At 41.2% G+C, this 21,105-nt stretch carries 20 protein-coding genes; 5 read left to right on the top strand and 15 right to left on the bottom strand.

Annotated features, from left to right (window positions below; all coding sequences use genetic code 11):
• Positions 1–122 precede the first annotated feature (122 nt).
• A complete protein-coding gene (locus tag G4420_RS23110; protein WP_163326318.1) occupies positions 123–1,340 on the top strand; it encodes a serine hydrolase domain-containing protein in 1,218 nt (405 codons plus the stop codon).
• Between the two features lie 12 nt (positions 1,341–1,352).
• The gene (locus tag G4420_RS23105; RefSeq protein ID WP_163326317.1) at positions 1,353–2,219 is read left to right on the top strand and encodes a 3-keto-disaccharide hydrolase; all 867 of its coding nucleotides are present in this window, start codon (positions 1,353–1,355) and stop codon (positions 2,217–2,219) included.
• On the opposite strand, the gene G4420_RS23100 is transcribed toward G4420_RS23105, so the two are convergent.
• The 5 genes from G4420_RS23100 to G4420_RS23080 form a co-directional block, all read right to left on the bottom strand.
• Positions 2,216–2,836: a DUF4230 domain-containing protein gene (locus tag G4420_RS23100; RefSeq protein WP_163326316.1), complete on the bottom strand. Its 621-nt coding sequence runs from the start codon at positions 2,834–2,836 to the stop codon at positions 2,216–2,218. The genes G4420_RS23105 and G4420_RS23100 overlap by 4 nt on opposite strands.
• A 75-nt stretch (positions 2,837–2,911) precedes the next feature.
• Positions 2,912–4,033: a serine hydrolase domain-containing protein gene (locus G4420_RS23095; protein ID WP_163326315.1), complete on the bottom strand. Its 1,122-nt coding sequence runs from the start codon at positions 4,031–4,033 to the stop codon at positions 2,912–2,914.
• 114 nt (positions 4,034–4,147) lie between these two features.
• Positions 4,148–4,885 carry a LytR/AlgR family response regulator transcription factor gene (locus G4420_RS23090; protein WP_163326314.1) on the bottom strand — a complete coding sequence of 246 codons (738 nt, stop codon included), beginning with the start codon at positions 4,883–4,885 and terminating at the stop codon, positions 4,148–4,150.
• A 16-nt stretch (positions 4,886–4,901) separates the two neighbouring features.
• On the bottom strand, positions 4,902–5,918 hold the full coding sequence (locus G4420_RS23085; RefSeq protein WP_163326313.1) for a sensor histidine kinase: 1,017 nt from the start codon (positions 5,916–5,918) through the stop codon (positions 4,902–4,904).
• 220 nt (positions 5,919–6,138) lie between these two features.
• On the bottom strand, positions 6,139–7,365 hold the full coding sequence (locus G4420_RS23080) for a dicarboxylate/amino acid:cation symporter (RefSeq protein WP_204273802.1): 1,227 nt from the start codon (positions 7,363–7,365) through the stop codon (positions 6,139–6,141).
• Between the two features lie 382 nt (positions 7,366–7,747).
• Between G4420_RS23080 and aqpZ the strand changes: the two genes are divergently transcribed.
• Positions 7,748–8,437, top strand: a complete 690-nt coding sequence (gene aqpZ, locus G4420_RS23075; protein WP_163326312.1) for an aquaporin Z — start codon at positions 7,748–7,750, stop codon at positions 8,435–8,437.
• A gap of 79 nt (positions 8,438–8,516) precedes the next feature.
• On the opposite strand, the gene ilvA is transcribed toward aqpZ, so the two are convergent.
• The 5 genes from ilvA to G4420_RS23050 form a co-directional block, all read right to left on the bottom strand.
• Positions 8,517–9,776 carry a threonine ammonia-lyase gene (gene ilvA / locus G4420_RS23070; protein ID WP_163326311.1) on the bottom strand — a complete coding sequence of 420 codons (1,260 nt, stop codon included), beginning with the start codon at positions 9,774–9,776 and terminating at the stop codon, positions 8,517–8,519.
• A gap of 70 nt (positions 9,777–9,846) precedes the next feature.
• Entirely contained in the window at positions 9,847–10,200 is a 354-nt protein-coding gene (locus G4420_RS23065; RefSeq protein WP_163326310.1) for a diacylglycerol kinase family protein, read from the bottom strand.
• A 152-nt stretch (positions 10,201–10,352) separates the two neighbouring features.
• Positions 10,353–11,693 (bottom strand): cell envelope integrity protein CreD, encoded by a 1,341-nt coding sequence (creD, locus tag G4420_RS23060; protein WP_163326309.1) that lies wholly within the window; start codon positions 11,691–11,693, stop codon positions 10,353–10,355.
• Between the two features lie 52 nt (positions 11,694–11,745).
• The gene (locus tag G4420_RS23055; protein ID WP_045030474.1) at positions 11,746–12,057 is read right to left on the bottom strand and encodes a winged helix-turn-helix domain-containing protein; all 312 of its coding nucleotides are present in this window, start codon (positions 12,055–12,057) and stop codon (positions 11,746–11,748) included.
• Entirely contained in the window at positions 12,054–12,680 is a 627-nt protein-coding gene (locus G4420_RS23050) for a hypothetical protein (RefSeq protein WP_163326308.1), read from the bottom strand. Before G4420_RS23050 ends, G4420_RS23055 begins: the two co-directional genes overlap by 4 nt.
• 210 nt (positions 12,681–12,890) lie before the next feature.
• Here G4420_RS23050 and G4420_RS23045 point away from each other — a divergent pair, with 210 nt between their 5' ends.
• Entirely contained in the window at positions 12,891–13,823 is a 933-nt protein-coding gene (locus G4420_RS23045; RefSeq protein WP_163326307.1) for a CPBP family intramembrane glutamic endopeptidase, read from the top strand.
• A gap of 122 nt (positions 13,824–13,945) precedes the next feature.
• Positions 13,946–14,365 (top strand): IS200/IS605 family transposase, encoded by a 420-nt coding sequence (gene tnpA, locus G4420_RS23040; RefSeq protein ID WP_163326306.1) that lies wholly within the window; start codon positions 13,946–13,948, stop codon positions 14,363–14,365.
• A 219-nt stretch (positions 14,366–14,584) separates the two neighbouring features.
• Here the strand turns inward: tnpA and leuB are convergent, their stop codons facing one another.
• The 5 genes from leuB to G4420_RS23015 form a co-directional block, all read right to left on the bottom strand.
• On the bottom strand, positions 14,585–15,649 hold the full coding sequence (gene leuB / locus G4420_RS23035; protein WP_163326305.1) for a 3-isopropylmalate dehydrogenase: 1,065 nt from the start codon (positions 15,647–15,649) through the stop codon (positions 14,585–14,587).
• A 48-nt stretch (positions 15,650–15,697) separates the two neighbouring features.
• The gene (locus G4420_RS23030) at positions 15,698–17,278 is read right to left on the bottom strand and encodes an alpha-isopropylmalate synthase regulatory domain-containing protein (protein WP_204273801.1); all 1,581 of its coding nucleotides are present in this window, start codon (positions 17,276–17,278) and stop codon (positions 15,698–15,700) included.
• Between the two features lie 56 nt (positions 17,279–17,334).
• Positions 17,335–17,922: a 3-isopropylmalate dehydratase small subunit gene (leuD, locus tag G4420_RS23025; RefSeq protein ID WP_163326304.1), complete on the bottom strand. Its 588-nt coding sequence runs from the start codon at positions 17,920–17,922 to the stop codon at positions 17,335–17,337.
• 84 nt (positions 17,923–18,006) lie between these two features.
• Entirely contained in the window at positions 18,007–19,407 is a 1,401-nt protein-coding gene (leuC, locus tag G4420_RS23020) for a 3-isopropylmalate dehydratase large subunit (protein WP_163326303.1), read from the bottom strand.
• A 61-nt stretch (positions 19,408–19,468) separates the two neighbouring features.
• Positions 19,469–20,974, bottom strand: coding sequence for a 2-isopropylmalate synthase (locus G4420_RS23015; protein WP_163326302.1), 1,506 nt, complete (start codon positions 20,972–20,974; stop codon positions 19,469–19,471).
• Positions 20,975–21,105 lie beyond the last annotated feature (131 nt).

Here is a 21,105-nt window from a genome sequence, read left to right as displayed (position 1 = left end):
TGATGTTATTATCATAAATTTAGAAGGTGAAAGCGATCTGGATTGGCTTTTTTATAAATTTGAAAATATTCAGTTTAATTCACATTATCAGACTAAAAATAAACTAACATAAAATAAATCGTATGAAATCTTTCAAAGCTTATTTCCCGTTTTTATTCTTGCTTGTTTTGATTGTTGCAGGATGTAATTCAACGCCAAAAGAACAGAAAACAAACAGCGGTGCAGTTGCCACCGATTCGTTAACGGCAGCAGAAAACCTTATTCAGCAGTATATTGATAAAGGTGAGTTAGCCGGTTTTTCAGCACTGATTATTAAAGATGGCGAAGAGGTTTTTAGAATGAATAAAGGTTATGCCGACAGGGAAAATGAGAAACCTATTGAAACGAATACGATTTATCGGATTTTTTCGATGAGCAAACCCGTTACAGCAGTGGCTTTAATGACTTTATACGATGAAGGAAAATTTGACCTGGATGATAAAGTTTCGGATTACATTCCAAAATATGCCGATTGTAAAGTGTACATACCCAATGAAAATGGTTTTAGTTTGGAACTTCAGGAAAACGAAATGACGATTCGGCATTTATTAACCCACACTTCCGGAATATCTTATGGTTGGAATCCATCATATGTTGACTCGCTTTATCGGGTAAATGATGTAAGTGGATGGGATGGAAAGCTGGAAGACAAAATGCTTGCGTTGGTCGATATGCCACTTAATTTTCAACCCGGGACTCAATGGATGTACGGGCTTTCGATTGATGTGGCCGGTTACCTCGTAGAAGTGATTTCAGGAAAACCTTATGATGAATACCTTAAGGAGAACGTTTTTGGACCATTAAAAATGGATGATACCGGTTTTTATGTGCCGGAAGAAAAGCACGATCGTTTCTGTAGGCTTTATAATCAGGGTGAGGATAAAATGCTGGCACCCGCTCAAGATCTATTTGCAGATGTATTTAAACAGCCCGTAACACTTTTTTCGGGTGGAGGAGGACTGGTTTCAACCATTGATGATTATGCCCGTTTTTGTAAAATGTTGTTGAACAAAGGCGAACTGGATGGCGCAAGAATATTGGAACCGCAAACGGTAGAATTGATTATGAGTAACCAGCTGCCGGAATCGGCAACCTACGAAAATGGCCGGATGGGATACGGACTGGCAGGAGCTGTTGATTTTGAAACGGGAGAATACAGTTGGGCAGGCGCAGCTTCCACAAATTTTTGGGTCAACCCAACCGACCAGCTCATCATTATCACAGCTACGCAGATAATGCCGAGTAATTTCGAATATGCCAACGAATTCAAATCAATAATCGACAATACTTATACTAAATAGCCAATATAAAAGATGAAAAATTCAATCCTGGTTCTTCTATTCACTGTTCTACTCCTGTCGTGCAATACATCAAACGAATGGGAATCGTTGATGGATAAAGATCTATCGAAGTGGGACAGGTATTTAAGTTATAAACACCAGTTGGGCTACAACGGGCAACAGCCAAAGGATGCCGATGGCAACTTAATAGAACCTATAGGCTTAAATAAAGAAGGGTATAATGTTTTTACTGTAACCGAACAAGACGGAGAAGATGTGTTAAAAATAAGCGGCGAAATTTATGGCTGTCTGATCACAAAAGAAGAATATCACAATTACCATTTGCGGCTTAAAATGAAATGGGGCGATAAAAAGTTTGATCCGCGTAAAAACCTGCTGAAAGACTCCGGAATTTTGTATCACTCCATTGGTCCACTTGGCGCAGAGTACTGGCGCACGTGGATGCTTTCGCAGGAATTCCAGGTTATGGAAGGCCACCTGGGCGATTACTGGAGTCAAATGACTTCGGCCATCGACATACGCGCTTACCTTCCCGAATATATCATGAATCCGGTTGCCGATGCCAGTCAGCCTTTTTTGCCGATGGGGCAGGACGAGGCCATTCAGGGATTTTGCCTGCGTAGCGGAAATTATGAAAAAGCGCCTGGCGAGTGGAACTTGCTGGAACTGATTTGTTACGATGGAAACAGCATTCATATGGTAAACGGCGAGGTGGTAATGGTTTTACGTAACTCGCGTTACATTAAAGATGGTAAAACATTGCCATTGGATAAAGGAAAAATACAATTGCAAAGCGAGGCGGCAGAGGTTTTTTATAAAGAGATTGAGATTAGGGAACTGGACGAAATGCCTGAATATTTTGCGCAGTATTTCAATTAATCATTCAACAGGTGTTTCACTTTTGCAGCGCTTATTTTACGGTGTTCGGCTTCAAATTGCCAGCCTACGGATTCAATTAATTGCTGCACAAGAGCTATGGTATCGGTGGCCTGGTCTTTCGCAATTTGTACAAGGTGGCTTTCCTCCACTTTTTCACGAATAAATTCTTTCGAGCGTTTATTCATGTTGGTCAAATCTGATTCATTTATTTTGTTGATGATACCCTTTTGTATGTCGTAATATTCCAGGTCGCTGTCGATGCTAAGAATTTCGGGCTCGGGAAAGCGCGATAACTCCACCAGTTTTTTATGCGGATTTATATCGATGTTTATTTTGGTGAGATCGAAACCGATCATCACTTTAGCTTTCACAATTAGTAAAGCTCGTTTTTCGGTTTGAAAAAGTTTGAAGAACAGCTGTTTTTCGTCGCGGTGGGTGTACAGTTCCGAGAATTCTCCTTCAACGGTAATTAATTTGCAAACCTGTTTTATTTTGTCAAGCAAAATAACCGACTGGTCGTGCAGTTGTTTTTCGTTGCGGTTTTTGTAATAATAAATCGTTCCGAAAATTCCGGCAGCCAGTCCAATAAGTATTCCCAAAAAAATAAGGGTTTCCATAAAAAGTCTTGTTTTGAATATCTAAAGTAAAACTTTTTATAAAAACCCGTGTATTGAAGTTCCGAAAAGAAAATTCTATTCCTCGCTTTCCTCCGGTTTTGGCAGGAAAATGTCGGCCAGTTTAAAAATGGTAGAATTGCTTCGTTCCTGGGTAAGGTTGGTTGTAATTGCTACAATCAGCTCTTCTTTCGGGTAAATAAGCACAGACGAACTACCTCCGTGTACAGAACCTTCACGACCGTAAAATACATTTCCTTCGCGGTCGCGTAAAATTAGCCAACCGTTGGCAAATTGCGCTACCTGATTGTTATTCAGCTCAACAGGATCAAAAAGATGAGCCCGTGTGCTGTCGTTCAGGTAATCGGAATTAAAGTAGATATCGGTGAGTTTTACCAAATCTTCGGCACTTGATAAAAGCCCTTCTGATGGAGCCCGCCAACGTAAATCGGTAGTCATGGCGTTTACCACCTGCGCAATAATGTTGTGATCGTAAAAATTAGTGCGTCCTTCTATTGTTGAAAACGGATTATCAGGGCAAGTACTTTCGAAATGCAGAGTGTCGGTTACATATTCTTGCAGCAGCTCATCAAACCGCTTTCCCGATGCTTTTTCCATAATGGCGCCAAGCAGGTTAAAATTTAAGCGGCTTTCCAGGTGAAAATCTCCCGGAGGTGCCATCAACTCATCATCCTGAAAAGTTTCCAAACCTTTCTGAAGCGAGATATTTGTTGCCTGCCAGTTATCCTCGCTGTTGCTCATTTCCCTGAATCCCGAGGTGTGATCTTTCAGATTTTTGATGGTAACCGGAAGTCGTTTTTCCGGAAAATCAGGGAGATAATGCTGTATGGTAGAATCGGGATTAAGTGTGCCGTCTTCCACCATTTTTAAATAAATAAGTGTGGTGTAAATTTCGGATAAGTCACCAATTCGGAATTTTGTATCACGGGTAACTTTCACTTCAAGGTCAGTCGAGGCAAGACCAATTCCCTCTGAATAAATAAGTTTCCCGTTTTTGGCAATAGCGATTTGTGCCCCCGGAATAAAGTTCGTTCGCAAATAAGTTGAGAGTTCTTTTCTAACTTCTTTAATCTCGTCGATGTAAGCTTTGTGGTACAGAATGTTGTTGTTTGCTTTTTTACAGTTTGTTAGTGCTATCACAACAAAAAACAAGATAAAAACTTGGATTAATCGCTTCATTTTTACTGGGTTTTTAAACTGGTTTTAACTCTAAAAAACAGCTGCAAAAATATAAAAATTGAAAAAGTGTGAGCGTGAAATTTTGTTAAAAAGACAGGTGCCCGGAGCTGTTGGCTATAAAAAATTCTTTTTCTGAAGCAGGTTTTGGAAAGCAATTTTATAGGTGCTGCTAACCGGAATAAGTTTGTCTTTTATTTTAATGGTATTGTTTTCAATGTAGTCGATTTTATTGATTGAAATGATGTATGATTTATGCACACGAATAAATTTCTGTTCATCCAGCAATTCCTGCATTTTTTTGAAATTCAGAAGGGTCATAATCCGGCTGTCTTCGGTATGGATTTGCAGGTAATCGCGCTGTCCTTCAATGTATAAAATCTTGTCGAAATAAACTTTAACCGTTTTATTCCCCGATTTTATAAAGGTATATTCCGGGTGATCATTATTTTCAACCAGATGCTGCGTTGGTGTCGGAGTTTGGTTGTTCTGGTCCTTTAAAAATCGGGCATAAACCTTTTCGGTGGCTTTTACGAAACGCTCGAAAGGAATGGGTTTTAAAAGGTAATCTACCACATCTAACTCATAGGCTTTTAGTGCATATTCGTCGAAGGCAGTGGTTAAAATTACGTATGGCGGATCTTTTAATGTTTCGAGTAACTGGATGCCGGTAAATTCATCCATTTGAATATCGAGGAAAATAAGGTCGACTTTGTTTTCGCGCAGAAATGAAAAGGTTGACAAAGCATTATCGAATGTGCCCAAAAGATTGAGGTAATCAATTTTTTCGGCAAAACGTTCTATCTTTTTTAAGGCCAAAAGTTCGTCGTCTACAGCTATGCAATTCATTTTCATAAAACAAATTTTTCTTTTAAACCGGCACTTTTATATGTACATCAAATTTATCCATATCCTTTTTAATATCAAAAGTAAAATCACTGCCATAAAGGAGTTTTAGGCGCTTTTCAACATTTTTTAAGCCTGTTCCGGTGCCACTGTCGGGCAGTTTAAAATTGTTGCGTTTTACAAAATTCGATGTGCATAGTTCAATCCAGTCGGTATCAATGGAAAAGTTAATTTTTACACCGGGCGACTCCGATTGTTTATTGCAATGTTTTACTGCGTTTTCAATTATTGGGATAAATAAAAGTGGCGGTACCAATTGCGAATTAGGTGCTCCTTTTTGTTCAAATTCTAAAAATTCAGGATCGGCAAAGCTCAGTTTCGCCAACTCCAGGTAGTCTTGAATATAACTTAGTTCCTTGTCCAGTTTCACCATCTCGTGAGTTGATTCCTGCAACATGTAACGCATAATTTTCGATAGCAGCACAATGGCATTCGACGCTTTTTCTTTATCTTCATAAATAAGCGCATCAATATTATTCAGCACGTTAAAAAGGAAATGCGGATTTACCTGCGATCGTAAGATTCCCAGTTCCGACTGAACGGTTTTACGCTCCAGTTCGGATTGTGTTAATTGAATATTGTATGAATAGCTGAACAACTTAAAAGCTGTGGCCGTACCGATGATCATAAAATTATTTAGCAAAGCCGAAAATAACTCGGAGCTAAACGGTCGGCGTACCACCCAAAACCCCAGTAATGGTTGGATGTTCAGCTTTATAAACTGCGAGATGGCAATATTGAGTGCGATTATTACTACAGTGCCAAGAATGAAAATTTCAAAACGCCGCTTTTTAAATACAAAACGTGGAATAAGGTATTCGATAACAATGTAAACGCCAACAATGTCGATGGGGATATAGATGATATTTATAAACGCTTCGATTACAAATCCATATGACAATAGATATGGAACCGTATAAAACGTAAATATAAATATCCAAAATAGTATGTGGTTTAGAACCCGGTACTTAAAAATCTTCATTGTAGTGTTAAATGCATTTACCCTACAATGGTAAACCATTTATTTGAATAATCCATTGATATTCTGCCAATAAGCCAATAAATTCGTCTAGATTTACAAGTTTAAAGGAGTCTGAATTATGCAGATTAAAAAGCACATTTGGCAGATGAATTCGTGCCGTTCGCAGATGTCTTGAATGAAAAAGTGGTTTGCATTCAAAGAAAATAAGTGAAGATGGTGTTTAAACGGCTACACTTGTTTCTTCATTTTCCGAACGGGCTACAGTAACAGCTCCGCAACTGTCGCTCCAAACATTAATTGAAGTTCTCATCATGTCGAGCGGTAGATCAACGGCAAGTATCAAGCCAATACCTTCAAGTGGTAATCCGGCGGCAGTGAGAATTACAGTAAGCATAACCAGACCGGCCATTGGAATACCGGCGGCTCCTATTGATGCCAACAAAGCGGTAACAACGATTAAAATTTGTTGAATAAAAGTAAATTCAATACCATAAACCTGGGCGATAAACATGGCTGCAACACATTCGTAAAGAGCTGTACCATCCATATTTACAGTTGCTCCAAGAGGCAGCGTAAAACTGGTAATTTTATTAGAAACACCACTTTTGTGCTCAACTGCTTCCATGGTTAAAGGCAATGTGGCACTTGATGAAGCGGTTGAAAATGCAGTTAGTAAAGCAGTTGCCATGTTGTTAAGGTGCTGGTATGGTTTTGCTTTCGCAACAAAACGAACAATTAACGGAAGAGTTATAAAAGCATGAATTCCTAATGCTAAAACAACGGTTAACATGTAGATTGCCATACCTCCGGCTATATCAGCCAATTGATGAGCATTTCTACTTACCTCGCGAGAAACAATTCCAAAAATTCCCAGAGGTGTGAACTTAATAATGAACATGGTCATTTTCATCATTACTTCAAAAACTGCTTCAAAAAAGGTGGTCAGCGAATTCTTGTACTTGTCATCAACTTGTGTAATAAATACGCCAAAAATTATAGCGAAAAAGATTATTGGAAGGATTTCTCCATTCGCCATGGCACTAAAAATATTAGGAGGAACAATTCGCATGAGTATTTCATTGATTGACCCAACATTGTCTGTTAAACCTTCAACCGATTGAGTTAAACCCATTTCAATTCCAACACCGGGGCGAATGATGTTCACAAGAAATAATCCTGTTAGAATTGCCAAGGTGCTGGTAGAGAGGTAGTAGAGCATTGTTTTTCCTCCAAGGCGGCCAAGGTTTTTTCCGCCTCCCATACTGGTAACCCCTGAAATTATCGAACTTAAAATCAAAGGTACAATCACCATCTTCAGTGCGGTTAAAAAGATATCGCCCATCCAGGCTGTGTATTTTATTCCGGTAGGAACGTAATAACCAAAAATAACAGCCAGTACCAGTGCGATAAGAATTTGCCAGTGTAATTTAATTTTCAGAATCTTCATACCTTTTTTGCCTTTTATGGATTGAAAAACCAAATCTTTCTACGCAGAACCGATTTTGTTTTTCGTGATGGTTTTTATTTTGATGCCGGTTTAATTAAGGAGTCGCTAATTTATTCTTTTTCGCCGATGTAGCAAACAAATACGATGACTAGCCATGCTCGAAATATAAAAATGCCAGGATTTAAGCTGTTTTGTAGCAATTGATCAAATCAAAAACTGAATAAGATCAGATTTTTAATAGCGAAGCACATCCTTGAGCATGCTTTTAAATATTTGTTTTTTTCTTTCAATAACCCTAACTTTTCTAGGCAATAACATTAAATCCTGTATTTAATTGATAGGCATTTAAATCTAAATGAATTTCCAAATTAAAAATTAACGTATGAAAAAATTAGTTGCTGAATTTTTCGGAACCATGTGGTTGGTTCTCGGAGGTTGTGGAAGTGCTGTGCTTGCAGCCGCTTTCCCGGAGTTGGGAATTGGGTTTGCCGGTGTGGCCCTGGCCTTTGGTTTAACCGTTTTAACCATGGTTTATGCAATTGGGCATATTTCCGGTTGTCATTTAAATCCTGCTGTTTCGGTGGGGTTATGGATTGGTGGCCGTTTTGATGTCAAGGATCTTATTCCATACATTGTTGCCCAGGTGTTGGGTGGTATTGCCGGTGCTGCTGTGCTTTACATTATTGCAACCGGTAAGTCTGGTGCCGAAATCGGAACTTTTGCTTCCAACGGCTATGGTGCCTATTCGCCCGGAGGTTATGGAATGGTAGCTGCCCTGGTTTGTGAAGTGGTGCTTACCTTTTTCTTCCTGATCGTTATTTTGGGTGCTACCCATTCAAAGGCACCAAAATATCTGGCAGGTGTTGCCATTGGTTTGTGTTTAACTTTAATTCACCTCATAAGCATTCCGGTTACCAATACTTCGGTAAATCCGGCACGTAGCACCAGTCAGGCAATTTTTACCGGTAACGGAGAGTTGATCGGTCAGTTATGGCTGTTTTGGGTAGCACCTATAGTTGGTGCAATTTTGGCCGGTATCGTGTATAAATACCTTGCTCCTGAAGAAGAATAAGAATCAGGCTGAAAAATACGAAAAGAGCCATCCGTCAGCTGACGAATGGCTCTTTTTTTATTCTATTGATTTGTAACGATCAGATCAAAAACTGAAAGAGATCGGCCTTTTCATTCAGGTACTCGTAGATGAAACCATTTTCGTCCATACGTTTTACAAGGCCATGAAAATCTTCTTTTTTCTGCACCTCAATTCCGATAACTGCCGGGCCTTTTTCCCGATTTGTTTTTTTCGAGTATTCAAAATGGGTCACGTCGTCGGTGGGGCCCAATACCACATCAACAAATGTACGCAGGGCACCTGCACGCTGCGGGAAGCGCACGATGAAGTAATGTTTTAGCCCTTCGTAAAGTAACGAGCGCTCTTTTATCTCCTCGGTGCGGGTAATGTCGTTGTTGCTTCCGCTAACAATACAAACTACATTTTTCCCTTTAATTTCCTCGCGGTAAAAATCAAGAGCGGCAATCGACAGTGCTCCGGCCGGCTCAATTACAATGGCATCACGGTTGTAAAGCTCCAGAATTTTAGTACAAATCTTTCCTTCCGGAACCGACTGGTATTCGTCAACCACTTTTTTACAAATTTCGAAAGTAATATCGCCAACGCGCTGAACTGCAGCTCCGTCAACAAACTTATCGATGTTCTCCAGCTTAATTACGCTGTTGGCTTCCAGCGACTTTTGCATCGATGGTGCACCCGCAGGTTCCACTCCAATAATTTTAGTGTTGGGGCTGATTTGTTTAATATAGGCTCCAACACCGGCCGCCAAACCGCCACCTCCGATGGGAATAAACAAATAGTCGATCGTTTCGGTGGAATCCTGCAAAATCTCCAGCCCAACAGTTGCTTGTCCTTCAATAATTTGCGGATCGTCGAACGGATGGATAAATACCATACCAGTTTTCTGGCAATCCTCCAAAGCTGCACGGTGGGCATCGTCGTAAGTATCGCCGGTAATAACTACCTCAACGTGCGTTTTTCCAAACATTTTTACCTGTTTTATTTTTTGCTTGGGCGTTGTAGTGGGCATGTAAATTTTGCCTTCAATACCTAAAAGCCGGCACGAGTAGGCAACACCCTGTGCATGGTTTCCGGCACTGGCGCAAACCACTCCTTTTTTGCGCTCGTCATCCGAAAGTTGTGCTATTTTATTATAGGCTCCACGAATTTTGTAGGAACGAACGATCTGCAGATCTTCGCGTTTCAAAAATACGTTGGCGCTGTATTCTTCCGATAAGTTCAGGTTTTTCTGAAGGGGGGTGTGTAATACTATTTCACACAGGTTGTGCTTTGCGTTGGTTATATCTTTTAACTGAGGAAAATATTTTGTGTCGCTCATTATGCAATTTTTTTGCAAAGATATATGGGACACCGCTAAAAGCAAGCTCACCGGATAGATTTTATGACTTTTAACAGAAGATAATTACACCAATGATTGCAGCCATAACAGAAACGATTAAAACTGCGGCTGCAGCAATATCTTTTATGATTTTGGTTTGTATATTTTTTTCCGGAGAAATAAGATCACAAATGCGCTCAATAGCCGAATTAAATGCTTCGGCCGCCAGAACAATTCCAACACAAATAATAATCAGCATCCATTTGGTTCGGGTAATTTCGACAAACCAGCTTAAGGCGGTCACGACAGTAATAGTTGCAAAAATGTGAATTCGAAAGTTTATTTCCTTTTTCCACAAGTGCCGTAATCCGTTAAGTGCACGTTTAAAGCTGTGTAGCCTTTCTGCGATAAAAACGTTTTTCATACTATTAAAATTGTTTGTTTCTAACGGTATAGTATGGAACTCGCTCGTGTTTTAATAGTCCTTCAGGGGGTAATGTTATACATGCTCGTTTCATGGCTGGAAATTTTTTTGACATTTCCTCCCGGAGTATTCCGGGAGGAAATGTGTCATTCTTATTCTTTATACCAGTTTACTTTTCGGGTTGAATACATTAATGCAGCCAGTAGTACAAATAATCCGATACTGCCGGTTAGTAATGCAAACGATTCGAGTTGTAGCAGGATAAAAATAAAACTGTAACAGCCTGCCAAACCTAAACTTGTTCCCAGTTGGTTTTTTAGTTTTGGCAAAAAACTGCGCGTGTAAAAGAACACCAGTATAATTACTGCCAACGCAGCAACAAGGTACGCGAGGTTAAAACCTAGGTGCTCGGAAATGGACAAGAGCAGCAAATAGAAAATGCTGATTGCCGATCCCACCATGATGTATTGAAACGGGTGAATGCGCTCTTTTGACAGTACTTCGAACATAAAGAAAACCACAAAAGTGATGATAATGATGAGAATAGCGTATTTCGCGCTTCGTATGTTTTTTTGATAATGATCGGCAAGGCTCACCATTTCTACACCAAATTTTGAATTTTCAATGTCGTTTTGATTTAAGGCTTGGTTGGTGCTTATCCATTGTTGCGGATAGTTTCGGTTAAAATGTAATACGCTCCAGTCGGCCTGAAAACCATTGTCATCCACATTGCGGTCGGCAGGCAGGTAGTTACCTGTAAAACCTGGATCGTTCCAGGTCGACTCCAAATGAACTGAGGTTTGTTCGCCCAGCGGAGTAAACATCAGGTTTTGGCTGCCTTTTAACTGCAGTTTAATATTAAATGCTCCGTTCAGGTCGCTGGTATAAATCTCTTTCAACGGAATGGAAACACCGCTGTGTCCGATTGGCGATGAGGCTTTTCCGGGCGAAAATGTATAGGCTTTGTCGTTCCAGTTCAGTTCCAGTCCTTTGTTTATACCTCTCAGGTCGCTAATTGATAATTGCAACTGGGCATCGTCCCACATTATATCCGAAGATTCAATGTTCAGTTTCTCCAGATTGATGTCTTTAAAATTTCCGGTTATCGCAAGTTCTGCTTCGTAAACATCAACATTGTAAATGCTGCGCTGCAATTGTTTGGGTAGCAATGTTCCGTTCACCGATAATTCTTTTGGCAGGAAAGTGGCGTAACGGGTTACTTCGTTGTACGTGTCTTCTTCCTCGTTGTAAATTTTCTTTTTAAAAGGAACAAAGAGTACGGGGCCACTAATGAGCTGTTCGTTCGACCATTTGCTCATCACTTCGTCCACAACCTGGAAGGAATTGCTCTGGCGCTCGCCAATTAGCTCCATTATCATTACTTTGGGTATCAGCAGAATAATGATTAGCATCCCGATTACTAAAAGTTTGAACGACAATGTTCTGTGGAATCTGATTCCAAGGCGGTCTAAAATGTTTTCTTGTTTTTCCATGTTTAATTGTTTTGAAAGTACTTTGAGGTACAAAGTAGAATGATAAAAAAAATTATTTGTTTGTAATATTTTGATTTTTTATTAAATCTTCCAATGCTTTTAAATGCAGCTCAAAAGCTTTACTACCGCTTGATGTAACGGCGTAGGTAGTGTTGGGCTTTTTGCCCACAAAGGTTTTATTCACCGAAATGAATTTTTCCTTTTCCAATGCTTTAATGTGACTGGCCAGGTTGCCATCGGTTAATTCGAGCAAGTCTTTCAGTTCGTTAAAACTCAAGCGAGAATTCACCATCAAAGCAGCCATAACGCCCAGCCTCACTTTGTTCTCAAAGGCTTTATTCAGATTTTGAATCGGATTCTTCACGCTTCTGAATTTTTGTTTTCACGATTTAAGAACATAAATCCGTAAATAATATGAAGTATACCAAAACCAATAGCCCAGAAATAAAGCCCGTAACCCGGAAATATTGCCGCAAGTAATCCTAATACGATCTCAACCAAACCAAGACTTAAAATCTCGGGGCGGGTATATTTTGCTGCGTTTACCAATGCCAATCCATAAAAAATAAGGAAACACGGACTTACCACGCCATAGTATCCGCGTAATGCCAGTATGGTTGTTAAAATCCCACCTGTGGCCAAAGGAATAAGCAGATTGATCAGTAGCAGTTTTGAGCCCGGTCCCCAAATGGGTTTTTGCTCCTTTTTAGCCTGTTTTACCGTTAAAACGTAAATGGTGAATAGCGAAAGAACGAGTACTGTAATACCGATTATAAAGACAGACGTTAGTGTGTCATTTATATATTCCTGTCTGGCATCTGATGGAAATTGAATATAAACGATGCGGTAGGCAAAAAAAGCACCAATCAGCGCATAGATACCCACCATTATTCCTGATAGTCCGCTTAGTGACAGGAAGCGGCTTGAGCGCTCCATAATGTTGCGAATGTCTTTTAATTCGCTTAACAGCTTTTCTGATTCGTTCATTTTAAAAGTACTTTGAAATACAAAGTAAGTAAATGTTTTTCAAAAATAAAATAGGGGGAGCATTTTTAATGCAATTTTTTTTTGGTTCATGGCAGGGGAGTACCGCGAATCAGAAATGGATATTTCAGAAAGACAACTTATGCTTGACCGTTTAACAAAATGTTTTAACTTCGCTAACACTTAAAACCTTCAAAAAAAAATTGAAAAGAAATGAAACATTTATTGCGCGCTTTCGATGGCGAAAATCAATGGTGGAAATTTGTAGTAGTAATTCTTGTGGCCCTGGGCGTTGGGCAAATAGTTGGGGCTATTCCGCTTATTGTTGTAATGGTAATATCCATTGCGATGAATGGGGGGCAGGTAGCCACACCGGAGAACCCGATGGATTTATCGGCTTATGGAATTAATCCCAGCCTTGGCTTAGCACTAATGGTTATTCCATTTATAGTAACACTTGTTTTGGCCATTGTTTTGATAAAGTCGTTTCATCAACGAACTTCAAAAGATGTGGTGAACGGAGGACAAGCTTTCAGGTGGAACAGGTTTTGGTTGGGCGTTGTTGTGTGGGGTGCAATTATGTTGATATTATTCTTCGCGCAGTTAGCTATAAGTCCCGAAGAACTTGAGTTTCGTTTTGATCCGACTGCATTTATTCCCCTGGTTTTTGTTGCTGTTCTTCTAATCCCCATCCAGTCGGGCACCGAAGAGTTTATCTTTCGTGGTTACCTGGCGCAGGGTGTTGCCGGATGGACCAAACGCCGTTGGGCTGTTATTCTGATACCTTCGGTTCTGTTTGCGTTATTACATGCCGCCAATCCCGAAGTGAAAGAACACGGCTTCTGGATGATGATGCCCTCGTATTTTGTTTTTGGTGTTGCATTCGCAATAACAGCCTTACTCGATGACGGAATTGAATTGGCCATTGGCATACATGCCGTTAATAATACGCTGGGCGCACTATTGGTTACCAGTAAAGAATCAGCGATACAGGTTCCTTCGTTGTTTTTCCAACAGGAAACAGATCCGGTGAAAGAATCGCTGGTTTTAGTGCTTTCTTCGGTAGTTTTGCTGGTAATTTTGAAACAGATTTTAAATTGGGATTTTTCGGTTATATGGAAAAAGATAGAACCGGAGTCGGTATAGTTAAATCTTCTCAATTGCTATTTTTTGCCGTCAGCTTTAGCTGACGGATGATAAGGTGCAGATCTAAGGGCTTCAGCCCAAAACAATTTTGTACATTAGACTAAATATTTAATCTCAATCACATGTCATACACAACAATTTGGTTCCATTGTGTTTGGTCTACAAAAAATCGTGAATGTATCATTTCGAATACCTTTCGACCTGTTCTTCTTAATCATATAAGGGAAAAGGCAAGTGAAAAAGGTATTGTTCTCGATTACATTAATCTTCATAAAGATCATGTGCATGCACTAATAAATCTTGGTAGAAAACAGACTATAGCAGATGTAATGCAGCAACTGAAAGGTGAGAGTTCGTATTGGATTAATAAAATGAATGTGATGCCGGTAAAATTTTATTGGCAGGATGATTATTTCGCTGTTTCAGTAAGTCAATCACATGTGGTGAGAGTGAGAGAATATATAAAAAATCAGGATGAACATCACAGAAGATTGACATGGGAAGACGAGGTTGATCAGTTTTTCAAAAGATATAATTTTTAGAAGATTAGTGGCTAAAGCCGGGAGTCTGAACTATATTATTATTCCGTTGGTTAAAACCAACGGCAAAGGATAAATGTATTTCATTTTTATTTCTGAGATTTGGATATCTTTTGCCGTCAGCTTCAGCTGACGGATACATAAAATATGGAATAAAAAAATAACCGATCTCCAGCGAGATCGGTTATTTTTATAGAAGGCGGTTAAAAACCGCATATCTGTTTAGTTCTTTTCAATCCAGTGAGCGATCCAGTCGCCAACTGCCGATGTACTTTGTGCCGGTCCTTCAGCAATGTCTTCGGTAACAAAACCTTCAGCCATTGACGCTGCAACAGCCTCGCGGATCAATTTACCTTCTTCTTTCAGGTCGAAAGCATATTCGAACATCATGGCTGCCGAAAGGATGGTAGCAATAGGGTTGGCAATGTTTTTACCTGCAGCCTGCGGATATGAACCGTGGATGGGCTCGAATACCGAAGTGTGGATACCAACCGATGCAGAAGGCAACAATCCAAGCGATCCGGTGATTACACTGGCCTCGTCGGTAAGAATATCGCCGAACATGTTTTCAGTTACCATTACATCAAAATTCTTTGGCCACTGAATGATTTGCATTGCAGCGTTATCCACAAACATGTATTCTGTTTTGATATCAGGATAATTTGGAGCCATTTCCTGGGCAACTTCACGCCACAAACGTGAGCTTTCCAACACGTTGGCTTTGTCAACCACAGTAAGCTTTTTGTTACGTTTGGCAGCAAATTCGTAACCCAGTTTCAAGATACGCTCAACTTCTTCACGGGTGTAAATACAAGTGTCGTAAGCGGTGTTTCCATCGTCTTTGCGGCCTTTTTCGCCAAAATACATTCCACCGGTTAATTCGCGGATGCAAACAAAATCAGCACCTTCAACCAGTTCGCGGCGAAGTGGCGATTTGTGTAACAACGATTCAAAAGTTTCTACCGGGCGGATGTTGGCATATAGTCCCAACTTCTTACGCATGGCCAGCAATCCCTGCTCAGGACGAACCGGCGCTTTTGGGTTGTTGTCGAATTTTGGGTCGCCAATAGCACCAAAAAGCACAGCATCCGATTTCATACACAATTCGTGCGTTTCTTCCGGATACGGATCTCCAACTGTGTCGATTGCAATGGCACCTGTTAGTGCCTCGGTGTATTCTAATTCGTGATTAAATTTATTTGCAACAGCTTTCACTGCTTTCATGGCCTGATCAACTATTTCAGGACCAATCCCGTCGCCGGGCAATAATGCAATGTTAAGTTTCATTTTCTTAAAAGTTTTCGGACACACAAAACTGCAGATCCGAGGTCGTTTTTATTTTTCGTTTTTTAATTCTTCCAGTTTTGTGGAGTTGAACTCGTTTTCAATAATGTTCAACATCCGGGTTGTTGCCAGAATTGCAGCGGCGTTCTGATCAGGATGCAGACCTTTGGTCTTAAATTCGTGATCGTTGCGCCAGGTAATAACTGTTTCAACCAGGGCATTTGTGTTACCGCCCGGAGGAATGGTTACCACATAATCAACCAGCATAGGAAATGCTTTATCGAGACGTTCGTAAATTTTCCGCAAAGCCTTTACAAATGCGTCGTACTGTCCGTCGCCATCGCTGTATTCCTCGTAAATCTTTCCATCAATTTCAAGCGAAACGTTGGCCATAGGGCGCAAACCCATAGTGTAACTTATCGAGTAATTCACCACTTTTACACGTTGATCAAAAAGATCATTCTCCAGAACATCGGCTACAATATATGGCAACTCGTCGCTGGTGATGGTTTCTTTTTGGTCGGCCAGTTCAATAACCTTATCGGTAACTTTTTTCAGCGATTCTTTGTCCAGCTCAATGCCAAGGTCTTCCAGGTTCTTTCTGATGTTGGCTTTGCCCGAAGTTTTTCCCAAAGCGTACTGGCGTGTACGGCCAAAACGTTCCGGTAGCAAGTCGTTGAAATACAGGTTGTTTTTACTGTCGCCGTCGGCATGAATTCCGCTACATTGGGTAAACACAAATTCACCAATCAATGGTTTGTTGGTTGGAATACGAATTCCTGAAAATGATTCAACCAGTTTCGAAACCTTATTTAACTGAGCTTCATTCACCCGGGTTTTCATTTTCAGGTGATCTTTTATAGTTGCAATAACACTCGAAAGGGGAGCGTTACCGGCACGTTCACCTAAACCGTTAACCGTGGTGTGGATACAACGAATTCCGGCTTTCAACGCATGAAATACGTTGGCAATGGCCAGGTCGTAGTCGTTGTGTGCATGAAAATCAAATTCAACGTCAGGAAAGCTTTCGATCATTTCGTGGCAGAAATCGTATGTTTCGTCCGGATCGAGGATGCCCAATGTATCGGGAAGCATAAAACGCTCCATCTTTTCATCTTTCAGGCTCGATATCATAAAATGAACGTAGTCTTTGGAGCTGCGCATACCGTTCGACCAGTCTTCAAGGTAAATGTTTACCCTGATTCCCATCTCGTCGGCATAGTTTAGTACCTGTTTGATGTCGTTAACGTGCTGTTCCGGCGTTTTCCGCAGTTGCTCGGTAACGTGTTTATAAGATCCCTTGCACAGCAGGTTAATCACTTTTCCTCCGGCTTTGGCAATCCACTCCAGCGAAATTTTTCCATCAACAAATCCGAGTACCTCAACTTTATCGAGGTGACCTTTCTGTGCCGCCCAATTCATTACCTTTTGTGTGCCTTTAAATTCTCCTTCCGACACCCTCGCCGAGGCAATTTCAATGCGGTCTACTTTCACATCCTCAAGCAGCACCTTGGCTACACTTAGTTTTTCCCCTTCGCTGAACGAAACCCCGGAGGTTTGTTCACCATCGCGAAGGGTGGTATCCATAATGGTCAGGCGCTTACCTGAAATTTCTACTGCTTTGCCTGTCATTTTTGTCTGTCTGTTATGTATAGAGGGCTTCACAATCGGTGAAACCCTCCATAGATTTAAGCCTGTTCAAATTCTGCTATTTGCTCCTTCATTTCAACGAGGTAGTCGATATCGTCCAATCCGTTTTGTAAACAATGCTTTTTGTACGGATTGATCTCGAAATCAGTCGACTCACCAGTAGCTGTTATGGTGAATACTTGATTTGGAAGATCGACTTCAAAAGTTGAATCTGCATCTTTTTCTATCTGATCAAAGATTTTCTCAAGGAACTCTGGTGAAACAACAACCGGTAACAGGCCGTTGTTCAATGCATTTCCTTTAAAGATGTCGGCGAAAAAGCTTGAAACCACTACACGGAAACCATAATCGTAGATGGCCCATGCGGCGTGCTCGCGGCTAGATCCGCTACCAAAGTTTTTACCGCCAACCAGGATCTTGCCTGAATATTTTGGGTTGTTTAACGGGAAATCAGCCTTCGGACTTCCATCGTTTTCATACCGCCAGTCGCGGAAAAGGTTGTCGCCAAATCCTTTACGTTCCACCGCTTTCAGGAAACGTGCAGGAATGATCTGGTCGGTATCTACATTTTCGTAGGGCAGAGGTACTGCCGAAGTATTTATTATTGAAAATTTGTCGTATGCCATTTTTTACAATTTTTGCAGAGTGCTAAGAACAGAGTGCTTAGCGATTTTATTCGCTTCGCTCTGTGCGCTTTGCGCTGTGCGGTTCTACATCATTTCTCTTGGGTCAGCAATAACTCCAGTCACGGCAGCAGCAGCAGCTGTAAGCGGGCTGGCAAGCAAAGTGCGGGCACCCGGTCCCTGGCGGCCTTCAAAGTTTCTGTTCGAAGTTGAAACCGAATATTTACCTGTTGGAATTTTATCGTCGTTCATTGCCAGACATGCTGAACAGCCCGGTTGACGCAGTTGAAAACCTGCTTCCTCTAATATTGGAACAAGTCCTTCTGCTTCAATCTGGTTTTGCACTGCTTTTGACCCCGGTACCAACCATGCAGTGACGTTGTCGGCTTTTTTCTTTCCTTTTACAAAAGCGGCAAATTCGCGGAAATCCTCAATACGGCCGTTGGTACAGCTTCCCAGGAAAACAAAATCAACCGGTTTGCCTTTCATGGCATCGCCTTCGTTGTATCCCATGTATTGCAACGATTTCTGATACGTTGTTTTATCTGTTCCCGACAACCCTTCCGATGTTGGAATCGTCTGCGAAACACCAATTCCCATTCCCGGGTTTGTTCCGTAGGTGATCATCGGCTCAATGTCAGCAGCATCAAAGGTATAATCAGTATCAAAAACTGCATCTTCGTCTGATTTTAACTCCGCCCATTTTTCCATGGCTTTGTCCCAGTCTTCACCTTTTGGTGCAAACTGACGACCTTTTACGTAGTTGAAAGTTGTTTCATCCGGGGCGATCATACCACCGCGGGCACCACTTTCAATACTCAGGTTACAAAGTGTCATACGGCCTTCCATCGAAAGACTGGTGATTGCTGAACCTGCATACTCGATAAAGTGACCTGTACCACCACTGGTTGAAATTTTAGAGATGATGTACAGTGCAATATCTTTTGCAGTTACACCTTTATCTAAAGTACCGTTAACGGTGATGCGCATTTTCTTTGGTTTTGGTTGCATAATACACTGGCTGGCCAAAACCATTTCCACCTCGCTGGTTCCAATACCAAAAGCAATGGCACCAAAAGCTCCGTGTGTAGAAGTGTGGCTGTCGCCACAAACGATGGTCATTCCCGGCTGGGTTAAACCCATTTCAGGGCCGATAATGTGCACCACGCCGTGACCTTCAGTTCCCAGTCCGTGATAAACGATACCGTTCTCATCGCAGTTCTTTTTCAACATGTCAACCTGGTTGCGTGAAAGTTCGTCTTTAATGGACAGGTGCTGGTTGATCGTAGGTACGTTATGGTCGGGAGTAGCAGTGGTCTGATCCGGACGATAAACTTTCAATCCGCGGGTTTTTAATCCTAAAAAGGCCACCGGACTCGTTACTTCGTGAATAAAGTGACGGTCGATATACAATACATTTGGGCCACCTTCAACCTCCTTCACCACGTGTGCATCCCAAATTTTATCAAATAATGTTTTTGCTGTCATGATTTCTTTTTACTTCTTTTCTGAAGTTCTTTTATCTATTGTCTTTTACTCTCTCAAATAATTATTCAGCAACAGGCAACTTATTAATTGCATCAAGGAAAGCTTCAACTGAAGCTGTAATAATGTCGGTGTTTGCACCAAATCCGTGGAAGATCGTATCGTTGTATTCCACCTGCATGTGCACTTTCCCAATATCGTCGCTTCCACGTGTAATTGCCTGAACAAGGAATTCTTCAATTACCACATGACGATGGATGATTTTTTTCACTGCTTTAATTGCTGCATCAACCGGGCCGTTACCTGAAGTAGTTGCATCGAATTTTTCGCCTGCAATATTTAATTGAACCGAAGCCATCGGTTTCAATCCTTTTCCGGTAACAACCTGTAAGTAATCCAACTTAATACGGTGTTCCTTGCGCGTTGCATCGCCAACCAACAACGCGATATCGTCATCACGGATGTCTTTTTTCTTGTCGGCCAGTTTCAGGAATTCTTCGTAAACTTCGTCAAGCTTTTCTTTGTCCAACTCGAAGCCCAACAATTCCAGACGGTGTTTCAACGCGGCGCGGCCACTTCGGGCAGTCAATAAAATTGCCGATTCGTTGATACCCACTTCTACCGGATCCATGATCTCGTAGTTCTCGCGGTTTTTCAACACGCCATCCTGGTGGATACCTGATGAGTGAGCAAAAGCATTACGTCCAACAACAGCTTTGTTTGGCTGAACAGGCATGTTCATTAAAGTAGAAACCAAACGGCTTGTTCCGTAAATTTTCTTGGTATTTACACCGGTTTCAATTCCCAATGCCTTGTAATGCGTTTTCAAAGTCATTACCACTTCTTCCAACGAAGTGTTACCCGCACGTTCGCCAATACCGTTAATGGTAACCTCTGCCTGGCGTGCACCATTCAGGATTCCTGAAATAGTGTTCGCAGTTGCCATTCCCAAATCGTTATGACAGTGCGTTGAAATAATCGCTTTATGAATATTTGGCACATTGTCAACCAGGTATTTGATTTTTGCACCAAACTCATGTGGCAAGGTGTAACCGGTAGTGTCGGGAATATTTACAACCGTAGCACCGGCTTTAATTACTGCCTCAATTACGCGGGCCAGGTACTCGTTATCAGTACGGCCGGCATCTTCAGCGTAAAACTCTACATCTTCAACGTATTTTTTTGCGTATTTCACCGCCTCAACACCACGCTCGATAATGGCATCGGGATTTGAGTTGAGTTTGTGGTAAATATGAAAGTCAGATGTTCCGATTCCGGTGTGGATACGACCTTTTTTGGCGTACTTGAGTGATTCGGCTGCAACATCAATATCTTTTTGTACTGCGCGGGTTAAGGCTGTAATAGTTGGCCATGTAACCGCTTTCGAAATCTCTACTACCGATTCAAAATCACCTGGGCTCGAAATGGGGAATCCTGCTTCGATTACATCAACTCCCAATTCCTGCAAAGCTTTGGCAACTTCAATCTTTTCTACCGTGTTCAACTGGCAACCGGGAACCTGTTCACCGTCCCTCAAAGTTGTGTCGAAAATGTAAAGTCTGTCGCTCATGATTTGTTGTCTATTTATGTTATTTTTCTTTTAAGCTATGTACGTATCTATCATGAAAAAAGCCATCCTCAAAGTGAGAATGGCTTCTTTATTCCAATATCGTTAATCAACACACCATTCTCATTTCTTTC

Origin of the sequence: Draconibacterium mangrovi (assembly GCF_010586825.1) — a bacterium.
GTDB classification, from domain to species: Bacteria; Bacteroidota; Bacteroidia; order Bacteroidales; family Prolixibacteraceae; genus Draconibacterium; species Draconibacterium mangrovi.
The sequence above is the reverse complement of the archived record's forward strand: the minus strand, read 5'-3'. Positions and strand labels throughout refer to the sequence as shown.

Coding starts and splice junctions, on each gene's coding strand:
- G4420_RS23110 (WP_163326318.1), top strand. CDS start 123: ATGAAATCTTTCAAAGCTTATTTCCCGTTTTTATTCTTGCTTGTTTTG.
- G4420_RS23105 (WP_163326317.1), top strand. CDS start 1,353: ATGAAAAATTCAATCCTGGTTCTTCTATTCACTGTTCTACTCCTGTCG.
- G4420_RS23100 (WP_163326316.1), bottom strand. CDS start 2,836: ATGGAAACCCTTATTTTTTTGGGAATACTTATTGGACTGGCTGCCGGA.
- G4420_RS23095 (WP_163326315.1), bottom strand. CDS start 4,033: ATGAAGCGATTAATCCAAGTTTTTATCTTGTTTTTTGTTGTGATAGCA.
- G4420_RS23090 (WP_163326314.1), bottom strand. CDS start 4,885: ATGAAAATGAATTGCATAGCTGTAGACGACGAACTTTTGGCCTTAAAA.
- G4420_RS23085 (WP_163326313.1), bottom strand. CDS start 5,918: ATGAAGATTTTTAAGTACCGGGTTCTAAACCACATACTATTTTGGATA.
- G4420_RS23080 (WP_204273802.1), bottom strand. CDS start 7,365: ATGAAGATTCTGAAAATTAAATTACACTGGCAAATTCTTATCGCACTG.
- aqpZ (WP_163326312.1), top strand. CDS start 7,748: ATGAAAAAATTAGTTGCTGAATTTTTCGGAACCATGTGGTTGGTTCTC.
- ilvA (WP_163326311.1), bottom strand. CDS start 9,776: ATGAGCGACACAAAATATTTTCCTCAGTTAAAAGATATAACCAACGCA.
- G4420_RS23065 (WP_163326310.1), bottom strand. CDS start 10,200: ATGAAAAACGTTTTTATCGCAGAAAGGCTACACAGCTTTAAACGTGCA.
- creD (WP_163326309.1), bottom strand. CDS start 11,693: ATGGAAAAACAAGAAAACATTTTAGACCGCCTTGGAATCAGATTCCAC.
- G4420_RS23050 (WP_163326308.1), bottom strand. CDS start 12,680: ATGAACGAATCAGAAAAGCTGTTAAGCGAATTAAAAGACATTCGCAAC.
- G4420_RS23045 (WP_163326307.1), top strand. CDS start 12,891: ATGAAACATTTATTGCGCGCTTTCGATGGCGAAAATCAATGGTGGAAA.
- tnpA (WP_163326306.1), top strand. CDS start 13,946: ATGTCATACACAACAATTTGGTTCCATTGTGTTTGGTCTACAAAAAAT.
- leuB (WP_163326305.1), bottom strand. CDS start 15,649: ATGAAACTTAACATTGCATTATTGCCCGGCGACGGGATTGGTCCTGAA.
- G4420_RS23030 (WP_204273801.1), bottom strand. CDS start 17,278: ATGACAGGCAAAGCAGTAGAAATTTCAGGTAAGCGCCTGACCATTATG.
- leuD (WP_163326304.1), bottom strand. CDS start 17,922: ATGGCATACGACAAATTTTCAATAATAAATACTTCGGCAGTACCTCTG.
- leuC (WP_163326303.1), bottom strand. CDS start 19,407: ATGACAGCAAAAACATTATTTGATAAAATTTGGGATGCACACGTGGTG.
- G4420_RS23015 (WP_163326302.1), bottom strand. CDS start 20,974: ATGAGCGACAGACTTTACATTTTCGACACAACTTTGAGGGACGGTGAA.